Origin of the sequence: Brevibacillus thermoruber 423 (genome assembly GCF_000454065.1) — a bacterium.
Lineage (GTDB): Bacteria > Bacillota > Bacilli > Brevibacillales > Brevibacillaceae > Brevibacillus > Brevibacillus thermoruber.
In genome coordinates, this window is the sequence record NZ_ATNE01000001.1 from 248410 (window position 1) to 261782 (window position 13373).

At 62.1% G+C, this 13373-nt stretch carries 9 protein-coding genes, 1 pseudogene and 1 other annotated feature; of the genes and pseudogenes, 1 reads left to right on the forward strand and 9 read right to left on the reverse strand.

The genetic code is table 11. The annotated features are described in order from the left end of the window. Nucleotides 1-4 precede the first annotated feature (4 nt). The 4 genes from M516_RS0101225 to M516_RS25830 all read right to left on the reverse strand — a co-directional run bounded on the left by M516_RS0101225 (nt 5) and on the right by M516_RS25830 (nt 6774). Nucleotides 5-2677, reverse strand: a complete 2673-nt coding sequence (locus tag M516_RS0101225; protein ID WP_029097492.1) for a valine--tRNA ligase — start codon at nt 2675-2677, stop codon at nt 5-7. A gap of 38 nt (nt 2678-2715) precedes the next feature. Next, nucleotides 2716-2963, reverse strand: a binding site (T-box leader). Nucleotides 2964-3028: 65 nt separating this feature from the next. Beyond that, nucleotides 3029-3340: an STAS domain-containing protein gene (locus tag M516_RS0101230; protein WP_029097493.1), complete on the reverse strand. Its 312-nt coding sequence runs from the start codon at nt 3338-3340 to the stop codon at nt 3029-3031. 93 nt (nt 3341-3433) lie between these two features. Further along, complete coding sequence (locus M516_RS0101235; protein ID WP_029097494.1) at nt 3434-4672, reverse strand: ATP-binding protein; 1239 nt, start codon at nt 4670-4672, stop codon at nt 3434-3436. Next, nucleotides 4669-6774: a PP2C family protein-serine/threonine phosphatase gene (locus M516_RS25830; RefSeq protein ID WP_238550890.1), complete on the reverse strand. Its 2106-nt coding sequence runs from the start codon at nt 6772-6774 to the stop codon at nt 4669-4671. The genes M516_RS0101235 and M516_RS25830 overlap by 4 nt, the downstream gene beginning before the upstream one ends. Before the next feature lie 157 nt (nt 6775-6931). On the opposite strand from M516_RS25830, the gene M516_RS0101245 reads away from it, so the two are divergent. After that, nucleotides 6932-7114: a hypothetical protein gene (locus M516_RS0101245; protein WP_029097496.1), complete on the forward strand. Its 183-nt coding sequence runs from the start codon at nt 6932-6934 to the stop codon at nt 7112-7114. A gap of 57 nt (nt 7115-7171) precedes the next feature. Here M516_RS0101245 and M516_RS0101250 read toward each other — a convergent pair whose 3' ends face one another. From M516_RS0101250 to hemY, 5 genes and pseudogenes are all read right to left on the reverse strand, one after another. Continuing rightward, nucleotides 7172-8167, reverse strand: coding sequence for a hypothetical protein (locus tag M516_RS0101250; protein WP_029097497.1), 996 nt, complete (start codon nt 8165-8167; stop codon nt 7172-7174). Continuing rightward, the gene (locus tag M516_RS0101255) at nt 8154-9152 is read right to left on the reverse strand and encodes an aminoglycoside phosphotransferase family protein (protein WP_029097498.1); all 999 of its coding nucleotides are present in this window, start codon (nt 9150-9152) and stop codon (nt 8154-8156) included. Before M516_RS0101255 ends, M516_RS0101250 begins: the two co-directional genes overlap by 14 nt. A gap of 13 nt (nt 9153-9165) precedes the next feature. Then, a complete protein-coding gene (locus tag M516_RS0101260) occupies nt 9166-10923 on the reverse strand; it encodes a LysM peptidoglycan-binding domain-containing protein (protein WP_029097499.1) in 1758 nt (585 codons plus the stop codon). 131 nt (nt 10924-11054) lie between these two features. Continuing rightward, nucleotides 11055-11747: pseudogene (locus M516_RS22505) on the reverse strand (GNAT family N-acetyltransferase); the annotation flags it as partial. Nucleotides 11748-11954: 207 nt separating this feature from the next. Next, nucleotides 11955-13373: a protoporphyrinogen oxidase gene (hemY, locus tag M516_RS0101270; protein WP_029097500.1), complete on the reverse strand. Its 1419-nt coding sequence runs from the start codon at nt 13371-13373 to the stop codon at nt 11955-11957.

Sequence of the window (13373 nt, forward strand, 5' to 3'; positions counted from 1 at the left end):
CGGTTCATTCGCCTTTCAGTTCCGCCAGGCGGGCAATCACTTTGTCCCGCTTCTCCATGTAATCGGCCAGTTTGGCCTTTTCTTCGTCGATCACTTTTGCCGGGGCTTTGGCCATGAAGCCCGGGTTGTTCAGCTTGTTCTCGATCCGCTCCACTTCCTTGTGCAGCGTCGCCAGCTCTTTTTCCAGACGCTTGATCTCCTGGTCGAGATCGATCAGGCCGGCCAGCGGCAGGAACAGCTCGGCGCCCGTCACCACGGCGGACATCGCCTTGTCCGGCGTCGCCAACTGCTCGCTGATCTCCAGGCGTTCGGGATTGCAGAAGCGTACGATGTACTCTTCGCCCCGCTTCAGGCGTTCCAGCGCAACGGCGTCGCCCGGTTTGATCAAGAGCTCGATCTTTTTGGACATCGGCACGTTGACCTCGGCGCGGATGTTGCGCACGCTGCGGATCACTTCCATGAGCAGGTTCATCTCCGCCTCGGCGTCCGGGAAGATCCACTGTTCGTTGACGGTCGGCCACGCCGCCACCGTGATGCTCTCGCCCTGGTGCGGCAGCGCCTGCCAGATTTCCTCGGTGATGAACGGCATGTACGGATGCAGGAGGCGCAGCGTCTGATCCAGCACGGTGACGAGCACGGACTGGGTCGTCTTCTTCGCCGCCTCGTCGCTGCCGTAGAGCGGCAGTTTGGCCATCTCGATGTACCAGTCGCAGAGATCGTCCCAGATGAAGTTGTACAGCACCCGGCCCGCTTCGCCAAACTCAAACGCGTCCATCAGACGGGTCACGTCGGCGATGGTGGCCTGCAGACGGGAGAGGATCCACTTGTCCGGCGTGGACAGCTCGCCCGACAGGTCAATGTCCTCGTAGCGGAAGCCGGCCATGTTCATCAGGGCAAAGCGGGAGGCGTTCCAGATCTTGTTGGCGAAGTTGCGGTTCGCCTCCACCTTTTCCCAGTAGAAGCGCTGGTCGTTGCCCGGCGAGTTGCCCGTCGCCAGCGTGAAGCGGAGCGCGTCGGCCCCGTATTTTTCGATGACTTCCATCGGGTCGACGCCGTTGCCCAGCGACTTGGACATCTTGCGCCCTTCGGAGTCGCGGATGATGCCGTGGATCAGCACGGTCTCAAACGGATTTTGCCCGGTAAACTCCAGGCCGCTGAAAATCATCCGGGCGACCCAGAAGAAGATGATGTCATAGCCGGTGACCAGCACGTTGGTCGGATAGAAGTACTTCATGTCCTCGGTCTCTTCCGGCCAGCCCAGCGTGGAGAACGGCCAGAGCGCGGACGAGAACCAGGTGTCGAGCACGTCCGGATCCTGCTCCAGCTTGTGGCTGTGGCAGTGCGGACACTCGGTCACGTCGTCGCGGGACACAATCGTCTCGCCGCAGTCCTGGCAGTACCAGGCCGGAATCCGGTGTCCCCACCAGAGCTGGCGGGAAATGCACCAGTCGCGGATGTTTTCGATCCAGCGCAGGTAGTTGTTCTTGAAGCGTTCCGGCACGAATTTGACGCTGTTCTCGCTGTACGCATTGGCGATGGCGGCGTCGGCCAGGGGCTGCATCTTGACGAACCACTGCGTCGACAGGTACGGCTCGACGACGGCGTCGCTCCGCTCGCTGTGGCCCACCTGGTGGATGTGCTCCTCGATCTTGAACATGACGCCCTGCTCGGTCAGGTCCTTGATGATCTGCTTGCGGCACTCGAAGCGGTCGAGGCCCTGATAGCGGCCGGCGTTTTCGTTCATCGTGCCGGTTTCGTCCATGACCACGATCTGCGGCAGGTTGTGCCGCAGGCCGATCTCAAAGTCGTTCGGATCGTGGGCCGGCGTGATTTTCACGGCGCCGGAACCAAATGCTGGGTCGACGTAGTCGTCGGCCACGATCGGAATTTCCCGGCCGACGATCGGCAGGATCACCGTTTTGCCGATCAGGTGCTTGTATCTTTCGTCATCCGGGTGAACGGCGACGGCGGTATCGCCCAGCATCGTCTCCGGACGGGTGGTCGCCACTTCGATGTAGCCGCGGCCGTCAGCCAGCGGGTAGCGCATGTGGTGCAGCGCGCCCTTCACCTCTTTGTAGATCACCTCGATGTCGGAGAGGGCCGTGCGGGCGACCGGGTCCCAGTTGATGATGCGGTTGCCGCGGTAGATCAGGCCTTTTTCGTAGAGGCGGACGAACACCTCGCGAACCGCCCGGGAGAGCCCTTCGTCCATGGTGAAGCGCTCGCGCGAATAGTCCAGCGCCAGCCCCAGCTTTTCCCACTGGTCGCGGATGTGTTGGGCGTAGATGTGCTTCCACTCCCAGACTTTTTCCAGAAACTTCTCCCGTCCCAGATCGTGGCGGGATATGCCCTGTTCGCGCAGGTTGGCCTCCACGCGGGCCTGGGTGGCGATCCCGGCGTGGTCCATCCCCGGCAGGAACAGCGTGCTGTAGCCCTGCATCCGTTTGGCGCGGGTGATGATGTCCTGCAGGGTCGTGTCCAGGGCGTGCCCCAGGTGCAGCTTGCCCGTCACGTTCGGCGGCGGGATGACGATCGTGAACGGACGTTTGTCCGGATCACGCTCCGCCTTGAAAAACTGCTTTTCGATCCAGTACGGATACCATTTGCTTTCCGCCGCCTTCGGATCGTAGTTCTTCGGCAGCAGATGGTCGATGTCTTGCGTCGGTTGTGTCGACATAGCACAGCCTCCTTCGGAAAATAAAAAAAGCCTTTCATCCAAAGGACGAAAGGATTGTTTCGCGGTACCACCTTTGTTAACGCACGACCTCCCGGAAAACAGGCGGGGACGTGCGTTCCCTCTGACACATAACGGCTGTTGACCGGTTTCGGCTAAGCGGCACCGCTTCACCGAAACAACTCCCGGGCGACCTTCGACCATTCCCTGCCTTAGAGAATCTCGCAGCAGATGATTCTCCCTCTCTGCCAAGGCGTCCTGGCCTACTCTTCCCGTTCATCGCTTGTTCACTGTGGCGTTGTTGATCCTACGTTATTATATACAAACTGCGCACGGCCCGTCAAACCCGGCCTCCTACGCTTTTTTGACGCCAATGCCGAGCGCCTCCGCAAACCCCAGCAGTTCCAGGATGTCCAAAATCTCTTCCCGCACGTTGACAATTTCCACTTGTTTGCCCGCCGCAAGCAGGTCCTTGGTGGTGAAAAACAGGCTGCAGATCCCCGATGAATCGACAAACGTCACGTCACGAAAATCAACCGTCACCTGTTGATTCCGCTCCCCGTATTCGCGCAGCAGCCGCCCCACTTTGTCCCCTACGGCCATGTCCAGTTCTCCGGCGAAAAACAGCGCGGCCTGTCCGTCCGCTTCCATTGCCCGGTATTCCATGCGCAAACTCCTCTCCTTGATTTTCTCATCACGTCAACGGTACTGACGGCTCCTCTGCTTACATTGTTACCCTTCTGTCCATTTCCCAAACATTCACACAGGGTGGACGCGGCACTCCAAGACCAGTTTCGTCCCCGCCGGCGAGCTGCCGATCAAGAGCCGGTCGCAGCACCGCAGCATGACGTGAAACCCGACTCCCAGCGATTCGCGGGTGGAATAGCCCTGGATCAGCGTCGCCCGCGGCAGTTCTTCGAGGTCGATGCCGCCCCCCTGGTCATGGACGACGGCGCGGCACACATCCCCATTCGCCCGGTAGAGGGTGACCGTTCCGCCGCTGCCGTGCTTCAGCGTATTGCTGGCCGCTTCGTTCAGCGCCACGATGTACTGCATAAGCCGCTTGTCCGCCATTCCGAGCGGCTCCAGCACCCGTCTGCACTCGCGCCGCAGCCTGCCCAAATCCTCCGGAGCCCGCACGTCAATGGCGGCCAGCATCTGCCCCTCCCTGATCAGCGCAAACAGTTCCTCGTCGGTCAACAGGACCAGCTTGTCGCCGGTCACCGCCGCCAGCACCTGCTTGTACAAGTCCCACTCTTTTTTCTGCCGCCGCCGCTCCTCGGCGATGGCCGCCGTGATGTCGATCAGGGCGAGGCCGCACGTCCGGTCCGGCAGGGGAGACACGTACAGCTCGTAGACACGGCTCCCGTCCGGCGCCACCACCTGTTCCCTGAGCGCGGCTCCGCCGTCCGCCGCCCGAGCCGCCAGGCGGCGCATCTCCCGCTCCAGCGGCTCGTCCACCCGAGCCGTCCCGAGCGGCCGCAGGTGGCCGTCTTCCACCAGGTAGAGGTAGATCGCCTCCAATTGGCGCAGGATGGAGAGCTTCTGCAGTTCCTGCTTGATCATCCGGCTCCGCTCGTCGTCCCGCTCCCGCATGCTTTTCAACAGCGCGGCCGGGTCCAGCTCCCCGCTCAGATGCCAACTGTGAAACTCCTCCAGGAGCAGCCGCTCCAGCACCTCGTCCCGGCGCAGCACCTTTTCAATATCCAGCACGTAATACGGCACGTTGCGGATCCCCTGGACCACGCTGCCGATAATCCGGAAGTCAGCGGCCAGTTCCACCTCGATCCGGCCCTGCAGCGGCTGCCCGGGACAGTACAGCCCCACTGCCGTCCGGCTGACCGCGCGCAGCTCCGCGACGGCCTCCACGCCGTCCGCCAAAAGCGTCAGACGAACCTGCCGGGGCGGCAGCACCTTTTGCGCCGAGCGACCCGCCCGCAGTTCGTTCAGGCAGTTGCGGCAGGCGGGATCGTCGGGACACCGCTCACACAGTATCATGCTCCTTCCCCCTCTTTCTTCGCAGCCGATTGAAACTGAAGGATCAACAAGGATATGTCATCCGTCTGCTGCCCGGCCCGGGTCAGTTCCCAGACGCGCTTTTCCACCAGGGCGATGCGGTCTTCGGGCGATGTCCGGCATTCGTCCCACAGCGCGGACAATTCCCGGCGCCACTTGTCGGGATAGCGGCTCGAATCGCGCTGCTTCAGGTCCGGCAGGCCGTCGGTGTAGACGAGCAGCATGCCGTCTTCGGCAATCGGCATTTCCTCCCGGACGTAGCGGCTGTCGGGCGACAGCCCCAGGCCCAAGCCCCCGGCGCAGGGGAGCAGGCCGACCCTGCTCGCCGACAGGTAAACCGGCTGGGGATGGCCCGCCCGGCTGAGAAAGAGCTTGTGGGCAACCGCGTCGTACACCGCGATCAGCATCGTGATGAACGAGCGCGTTTTGCTCAAATCCGCATACAGCAGGTTGTTCAGCCTGTCGAGAATCAGATCGGGCTCCCAGCACGTCTGGATCACGGCCCGCAGCGCGCTGCGAATGCCGTTGGCCATCAGGCTGGCCGGCAGGCCGTGTCCCGATGCGTCCGCCACGACAAAGCAGGTGTAGCGCTGGTCAATCCGGACGTAATCCACGTAATCCCCGCCCACGTAGGCAACCGGCAGATAGACCGCTTTTGCCTGCAGGCGCGGCAGCACCATCCGTTCCTCGGGGATCAGCAGCAGTTGAATTCTCCGCGCCAGCTCCATCTCCTGCTCCATCAGGCGCAGTTCAAGCGACTGGTTTTCGTGCAGACAGCGCAGGACCAGCCCCCGCACGTTGACCGCGAGCAGTTGGTAAAAGGGGTGCTCCATCTCCCTCTCGTCCGCCTCTTCGGCCGCGGTCTTGGCCAGCACCACCACGTAGCGGGGCGCAAGCGGCGAATCCCGCTGTTCGTCGACGACGATCTGCTCCGCCACCGTATGCCGAATGTGCGGATGGTCCGGATTGCCCCGGACGCTCTCGTAATAGACGACGCCATCCGCCGACTCCAGCGACAGCCGCAGGTATAAAAGCGTGCCCATTTTGGTGAACCAGGCGTCAACCAGTTCCTCGATCACCTGCTGCAGGTTTTCGTAGCTCACTTCCCTCATGCTTTGCTCGTTGCTGACAATCAGGAGCTGTTCGTAGCGCTGCTTCAACTGCAGAAGCTGCGCCATCTGGGCGTTTTTCCGCCGAATCTGCTCCAGCTGCTCCGCAAACTTCCGCTCCAGGCTGCCCACATGCCAAAAGGCACGTCCCATCAAGATCCGGTTGGCCCGGATCGTCAGCGCCAGCCTCGCCAACGCGGCCAGAGCCCCCAGGCCCATGCCGATCAGACTGAGGCGCGGAATGCCGGCGACGGTTACGGCTGCGACCACGGTTCCCGCCAGCAGCACCGCCACCATGGCGGTATCATGGAGAGAAAATGTCAGCCTTTCGTACGAATGGGTGCAGTCGTCGCTCGCCAGCGACCGTTCACGGCCGCGCTCACGCCGCTGGTGCGACCGGCAGAGAAATCCGAGCGAAGCCGCCCCCGCTCCGAACAGCAGAGCCGGAGGCAAAAAGGGCACCGCCGCCGCCAAAGCCGTGAACAGCAGGGTGGCCGCAAGCAGGCGCTGCCGTTCCTCTCGGGCCGCATCCGCCATCCGCCGATTGGCGAGAGCCAGGGAGACGGTCGGGAGCAGCAGCAGGAACCCGCTTTGCAGCGCCATCTGGGCGGCCAAGTGGCGGGCCATGTCCGGCATGAGCAGCAGGCAGACGGCAGAAGTGCCCAACATGGCGCACAGCGTCATCGCGTCCAGCACCGTCTTCCACCGCTCGTGGCAGAGGAACGGGGAAAACAAGGCGTGCAGCGCCAGCAGAAAAAGGAGCGAAAAGCACAAGCACAAGGACAGGCTGATCATCCGGACCCACGCGGCCGGGATGAAAGCCAGCAGGTGGCCGGCTCCCCAGGCGATCAGTCCCCATCCCTGCAAAAACGCAGCGTCATCCCAACGCTTTACGCCAGCCGGCCGGCGGGACAAGCACACCATATATGCGCCCGCGCCCGTGCCCAGCGTGTAAAGCAGAGCTTCCCAGATCATCGCGGATCCCCTTTTTTCGCAAACCTATCAGACTTTTTTCATTTTACCTTCCCGCTCTCTCCCGCGTCCAAACCTGTTTTTCGCCCGGCAGGCGGCGGCGTATGGCGAAAGGCACTGGCCGTATGCTTTCCGCATATGCTGAAACGAGGTGATTCCGATGAACAGCCGCTGGAAATACCACCCCGCCTATCTGCGGATCAAGTACGGCTGCAAGCAGATTCTGCTGCCGCTGATCGTCTTTCAGTTCATCCGCACGGTGATCGTTCCCACATCGTTTGACGTCGTCCTGCTGGCCATCCTGGCGCTCTTGTACGTGGCCATTTCCCTCGGCTGGCTGTAGGCGGCTGGAAGACAGCCGGGCAAAAAAACAACGCCCCACACGGTGAGACGCTGCTTGTTAAAAGGCCTGTTGGATCCAGCGGTTGAGCCGCATCAGCCGGTCCATGTCTTTTTCCAGCCGCTTGACGGCGTACAGCTCGCTCCAATCCCGCGTGCCGCCGTAGTAAATCTCGACATCCCGCATCACCCTCTCCGGGTAGGTGAGGAAGACGGCGAGCAAGTCGATCTCTTCCGGCCGGAGCGGAAAGATGTTGGCGTAGTGATGAAACAGTTGGCTCGCTCCCGCCTCGTCGCCCGCCTGGTGAAAATAGGCACGGTAGAACAGGGTCAGGTCACGGGTGGGCGTGTCAAAGAGGGCGCGGTCAAAGTTCAGCAGCTTCCCCTTTCCCGAACGGTCGGGCATGATGTGGGCCGGATGGGGGAAGCCGTGGATGAGGGACAAGCGGAAATGGGCGTGCGTCTGGTGCCGTTCCCGCCACTCCCGGAGACGGGCGATCGCCGTCTTTGCCAGCTCGGACAGGTACGCCTGATTGGCCAGAAAGACCACGTCAAACGGCGACGGATACAGGCGCTCACGGGCCAGATCGGCCGCCTTCTCCGCATGTGCCAGCAGATGCTGCCAGCGGTTCAGGAGAGAGTCGATCAGCGGCTCCACCTTCCGGGGATCGTCAAACCGGAAGTTTTGCGTCAAATGGTGCAGCTCGGCCAATCGCTCCACGGTCGGCATGGCCCAGGCCAGCGGCTGATCCGCCCACTGTTCGCCTCCGGGCAGCCAGGCGGTCAGGTAATACGTGGTCTCTCCCTGCCGGACGTAAGGCTCGTCGTATTTCGTGTAAAAATACGGCACGGCTCCGTCCCATCCCCGCTGCTGCAGATGGCGCAATACGCCGCTGACGAGCAGCAGCTTCTGCGAAGAGATCCGCGTCCGCTTGCAGACAAACGATCCGTAAGGGGTCAACGCCTTGTACACGTTGGGGGGTTTCAGCACATCGACGGTCTGGGCGTACATGTCGTATTCACGAAACAGCGGAAAAATATCGTCAAAGCGGCTCATGCGCCGACTCACCCCTTGCTCCCTCGGCCCGCTCAGCCACGCGCCGCAGCAAACCGTCGACGGCTTGTTGTCGGACAAGGGCCTGCTCGATCTCCGCAGCCGAGGCCCCTTCCGGCTGACCATCATCCCCCACGTAGATTTCCATTTGTTTCCACAATTCCAGAGGCGACGCCAGAAACGCCAGCATCAGCGTGTAGTCGCCGTAACTGAGCGGTTTTGCCTCCTCGTATCCGTCGAGAAAGGCATCTACCTGCTCTTCGTCTTCGTGCGTCAGGTACAGATCCCGCAAAAAGACGGCCACATCCCGCTGCTGAACGGACAGCGTCGGCTGGAAAAAGCCGCGCAGGTAAAGCTTGCCGTTGATCATGCCCCAGTTGTCCCGGTGCAGCTCGCCGTGCGAGACGGACAGCGCGGCCGGCTCGATCCGCGTGCTGGCCAAAAGGTCGGCGCTGCGCTGCAAACGCTGGAGCACAAGGGGAAACAATTCGGCCACCCGCCGCCGTTCCCCCTCCGCCCGCTTGTACTTGGCACGCACCGCTTCCCACAATTCCCGTGCCCGCCTCGACTCGGCCACTGCCTGAAGCTGTTCCTGGCGCCAGAAGTCGACGGCGGGAAACAGGCCGCTCTCCCGCTGGGCCGCGTGCATCATGCCGACGATCCGGCCGCATTGGCGGACTGTCTCGTGATCCGTCGGCACCGGTTCGATGTGGCGCAGATGGTCCGTCAGGGTAATGCCGCGGCTGGCCGTCACCAGATACGGTTTGGCATCCCGCGTGCGGATGAACCGTTCCAGTTCGCGAAACCCCTGCCGGGCCATCCTCTCCCGCCAGGCAAACGACCAGCGCATCACGTCCACACGCGGCCAAATGCGCAGTTCCTTGGTGCCCCGGTTCGTCTCCAGCAGATAGCAGTCCTCCAGCGGCGTCATGTGGATTACCCTCGCCCGATAGCGCCGACAAATCTCGGAAAGGTCGATTTTCTCCACGGTTCCCCGCTCCTCACACTGGAATGTACAAAATTTGCCCCTCCACAACCTGGTCCGCGTTCAACTTGTTCACTTCCAGGATCCGGGAGATGGGCAGGGAGTACCGCTGGGAAATGGACTCCAGCGTATCGTTGCGCTGAATGATGCACAGTTTCATCTGGCTGTACCGCTCCTGTTTGCTGCGGATGAACGAGGTGAGGTTGTGCATCGCTTCCAGCGTCGTACTGTCCGGCTCGAACGCGGCCGCCCTGCGGGAAAAACTGGAGGACAACTCGGCGCTTTCGGCCGCCTGCGCTTCCTGCTGGGCGCGGCTCGCCTGGGAAAAGATGGACGTCAGGTTCAGTTTCTCCCCTTCTTCCTTGGTCGGCTTGCCGGAGATGGCCACACGCACCTCTCGCTCCTCTTCCTCCTGGGGAGCGGCCTGCGCTTCCAGAACGTCCGGCTCCGCCTGCGCTTCGACGATGTCTGTCTCTTCCGCCTCCGCCTTGGCCTCGACCACTCCCGTCTCTTCCGCCTTCGCTCCGGCCTCGACCACTCCCATTTCTTCCGCCTTCGCTCCGGCCTCGACGATTCCCGATTCGTCCACTTCGGCCTTGGCGATTCCCGTTTCTTTCACCTCTGCTCGGGCCTCAACGCCGCCCGTTTCTTTCACCTCCGCCTCTTTCGAGGATGCGAATCCGGAGGCAGCGGAATCGGGGGCGCTCTCCCGCCTGCTTGACTCCTCCCGTGCGGACGCGCGGGTCATCTCGTCCCAGGGGGGAATCTGCTCAAACGACGTCGAGCGGTATTCGTCAGCCTCCAAAGCCGGCTGATCCCACGCGTCGGTCACGTCACCGTACACCGATGGGGCGGTCACATCACCGTACACCGTGTGGTCGGTCACATCGCCAAAATCCGTCCGGGAAGAGGGCAGGGGCGACGCGGGTCGGTCAAACATCGCCGCGAACTCAGGCGGCTCCCCTGCCTCCGCATGAGGCTCCCGCTCCATCTCCCTCTCCAGTTCGGACAGCCTCTGTTCGAGCTCTTCCAGCGAAGCTGGATGCGCCACGCGATCCCACTGGTCCGAGCTGATCGAGTCGGACCGCCACTCTTCCGCCGCGCGGCTCTCCGGAACCACGTCCGGATGCATGTCCGAATCCGTCTCCATCTGCACGTCCGCACGCACGGACAAGTCCGCTTCCGCCGTGTCGCGCTCCGGCCGCATCGCCGGTTCGACCTGCGGGGCGGATGCCCAGTCCGGATCTGTCTCCAGGGCGGCGTCATTTGCCGATTCCGCTGCCGAGTCGGGCTGCAGGGCGGATCGTTGAGCCTGCTCGACCAACTGGATGCCGGCGATTTTCAGTTCCGCTTCGATCAGCAGTTGATGCGGTGTTTCCACCTGGTAATCAAAGCCGTCTACGACAGCGTAAATGTCCCCCAGTTCGGCAATGCGGCTGACGGGGATCGTAATGTTGAGGGGAATCCGGTGATTCACTTCCGCTTCCCAACCGAACAGCCCTCCGCTGTTTCCCGCCTGCGGAAACGGAGCGAACGTCACCGCTTCCACCAGGGTTTCCGCTCCGCCTTCGGTGGGCTCCGAGGCGCCCCTGGCCGGCTCGTATGTTCCGTACAACTGCAGACAGCCTGTTATGGAGATGAAGGACTGGTTTTCCAGCACCTCAATATCAGGGACCAATTCCAGCTCTTTCAATTCGCCAATCCCGGCGCGATCCGCGGAGAGGAAAATGGTTTCCTTGATGGCGAACGAAAGCAGCCCATCCTGTATCGCCATTCGTGCTCCTCCTTTCAAGTGCAGGACATTTCCCTATACTATATGGACAGGACGAGCCGTTTAGCACTGCAAAATGGGAGGAACACAAAAGAAGCGATAGCCGTGCGGCGGAGGGACAGGCCGTGCGCCGCCTAGCAGGTCGTCGGCCTGATGCGGTAATGATGGCCGGAAACAGGCACGAAGCCGAGTTTCTTGTAGATGCTGACGGCCGCCGCGTTCTCTTTGACGACGTGGAGGTACAAGCCGCTGGCGCCATGGTCGCGAGCCCACCCGGCAAGCGATCCGACGAGCTGGACGCCGATGCCCCTTCGCCGGTGAGCGGGCACAACCACAATGTTGCAGAGACACGCCCACCCCCGCTCCACCACGACGGTGCCGAGCCCTACGGTTTCCCCGTTTTCACAGATCCTGGCGAACGCCTTTTCCGGCCTGATTGCCGAAAAGATGTGCGTGTACGCACGATGACGTTCGGGCGCAAAATGCTCGAAACGGATGAAGTCCCGGATCCATTCGTCATCCGCTTCACCGGCAAACCGGCAGGTAAAGCGACTGTCAAAATCCACGCGCTCGATGCAGTCGGACATCTTCGCGGTCATCACATAGCATTCATCCACTTTTTCGTATCCCCTCGCCGCCAGCATGCCGTCCAGTTCCGCCGGGGAGGCGTCGCTTACACAAAAGCAGGCGGGAAGCGAACGGCGCTGATAAAAGTCTTCAACGACCGTCATCCAATCGTCGCATGGCGGAAACGGCCCCACCGCAAACACGCTGTTGGCCCGTTTCGTCGTCCCGAAGGTTGCGCGAAGCCGCCACTTTCCCAGCGTCTGCTGCTCATGGGCAGTTCAGGCATTGGCCGCCAGTTCTTCCAGCAGCGCTGTCAACCGCACGTCGCTTTCCATGAAACCCCTTCCTCCTCGATGTCTGTGATTTCCAATACATCCATTATCGAATGGGCGCGACAAAAACACAAGCATTATGTCAGGTTTTTTGACATATATATGACGTCTCGGGTACAGAAAAAAACCGGGGTGTCAGTTCCCCGGTTTTTGAGTCAAGTGGTCCAGCAGTTCGCGAATCGCCCGTTTCCCCTGGTCAATGCAGTCGGGCACTCCGACTCCGCCGTACGAGGCGCCGGCCAGCCGAACCGCGGGAAGCGCCGCGCCCACTTTGGCGGTCACGTCGCGCAGCCACTGCTGATGGCCGACGATGTACGGAAGTCCCCTGTTCCAGCGGGTGACCCGGTAAAATTCCGGCGTGTCGCCGACCTTCATGACCCGCCGCAAATCGCGAATGACCACGTCGACGATCTCTTCGTCGGAGCGGTCGACGATCTCCTCGTGGCCCGGCTTGCCGACGTAGCAGCGGACGAGCGCTTTTCCCTCGGGCGTCGTATGGGGCCACTTGCGATGCGTCCAGGTGCAGGCGGTGATGGTGTAGTTGGCCTTGCGCGGCACGACGAAGCCCGTCCCCTCCACATCCAGGGGTACCGCCTCCGCCGGGTAAGCCAGCGCCACCGTGGCCATGATCGTCGGCTTTGCGCCGCTGAGCGGCGGGATGTCGACGTACGGACGCAGCAGTTCTTGTGCCACCGGATGAGGCACGGCCAGCAGCACCGCATCCGTCCGCAGCGTCCGACCGTCGCTCAACTGCAGCACATACCCCTCCGGCCGCTTTTCCAGGTGCCGCACTCCGGTATTCTTTTGCACCGCCCCTTCCGGCAGCAGCTGCTCGATCCGCTCCGCCAGCGACTGCAGCCCGCCCTTCAGCGTCATGAACATGCCCGTCGGCTTTTTCGACTGTTCCGGCTTTGCCGGCGGCCGCGCGTTTTTCATCGCCAGGATCAGGCTGCGGTACTTCTGTTCCATTTGCGCATACTGCGGAAACGTGGAGAGCAGGCTCAGCTTGTCGATGTCGCCGCCGTACACGCCGGAGATGAGCGGCTCGATGACGTTTTCGATCACCTCGTCGCCGAGGCGGCGGCGGAAAAAGTGACCCACCGACTGGTCCTCGCCCGGCTTTCCGCCCGGCAGCACCAGATCGGCGGCGGCCCGCAGTTTGCCCAGCGGCGATACCAGCGGCGTCCAGACAAACGGCAGCAGTTTGGTGGGAATGCCCATTACCGCCCCTTCCGGTATGGAAACGAGGCGGTCCTTATGGACGATGTACGCCTGGCCGGCGTGGTTGTGCACAAGCTGATCGCCCAGCCCGACGTCTGTAATCAGTTGGGAGGCGCTGGTTTTGCGCTCCAAAAAGGAGTCCGCCCCCAGCTCGATGGTAAATCCCTGGTGCCGCCACGTCTGGATTTTGCCGCCCAACCGGCCGCTTTCTTCCAGCAGGGCAAAGCGGACCGGAACGCCCTCTTCGCAGCTCCATTTTTGCAGGTAGTAGGCGGCGCTCAGTCCCGTAATGCCGCCGCCCACGATCGTCACATGCAGGTGTTTGTCGCTCAT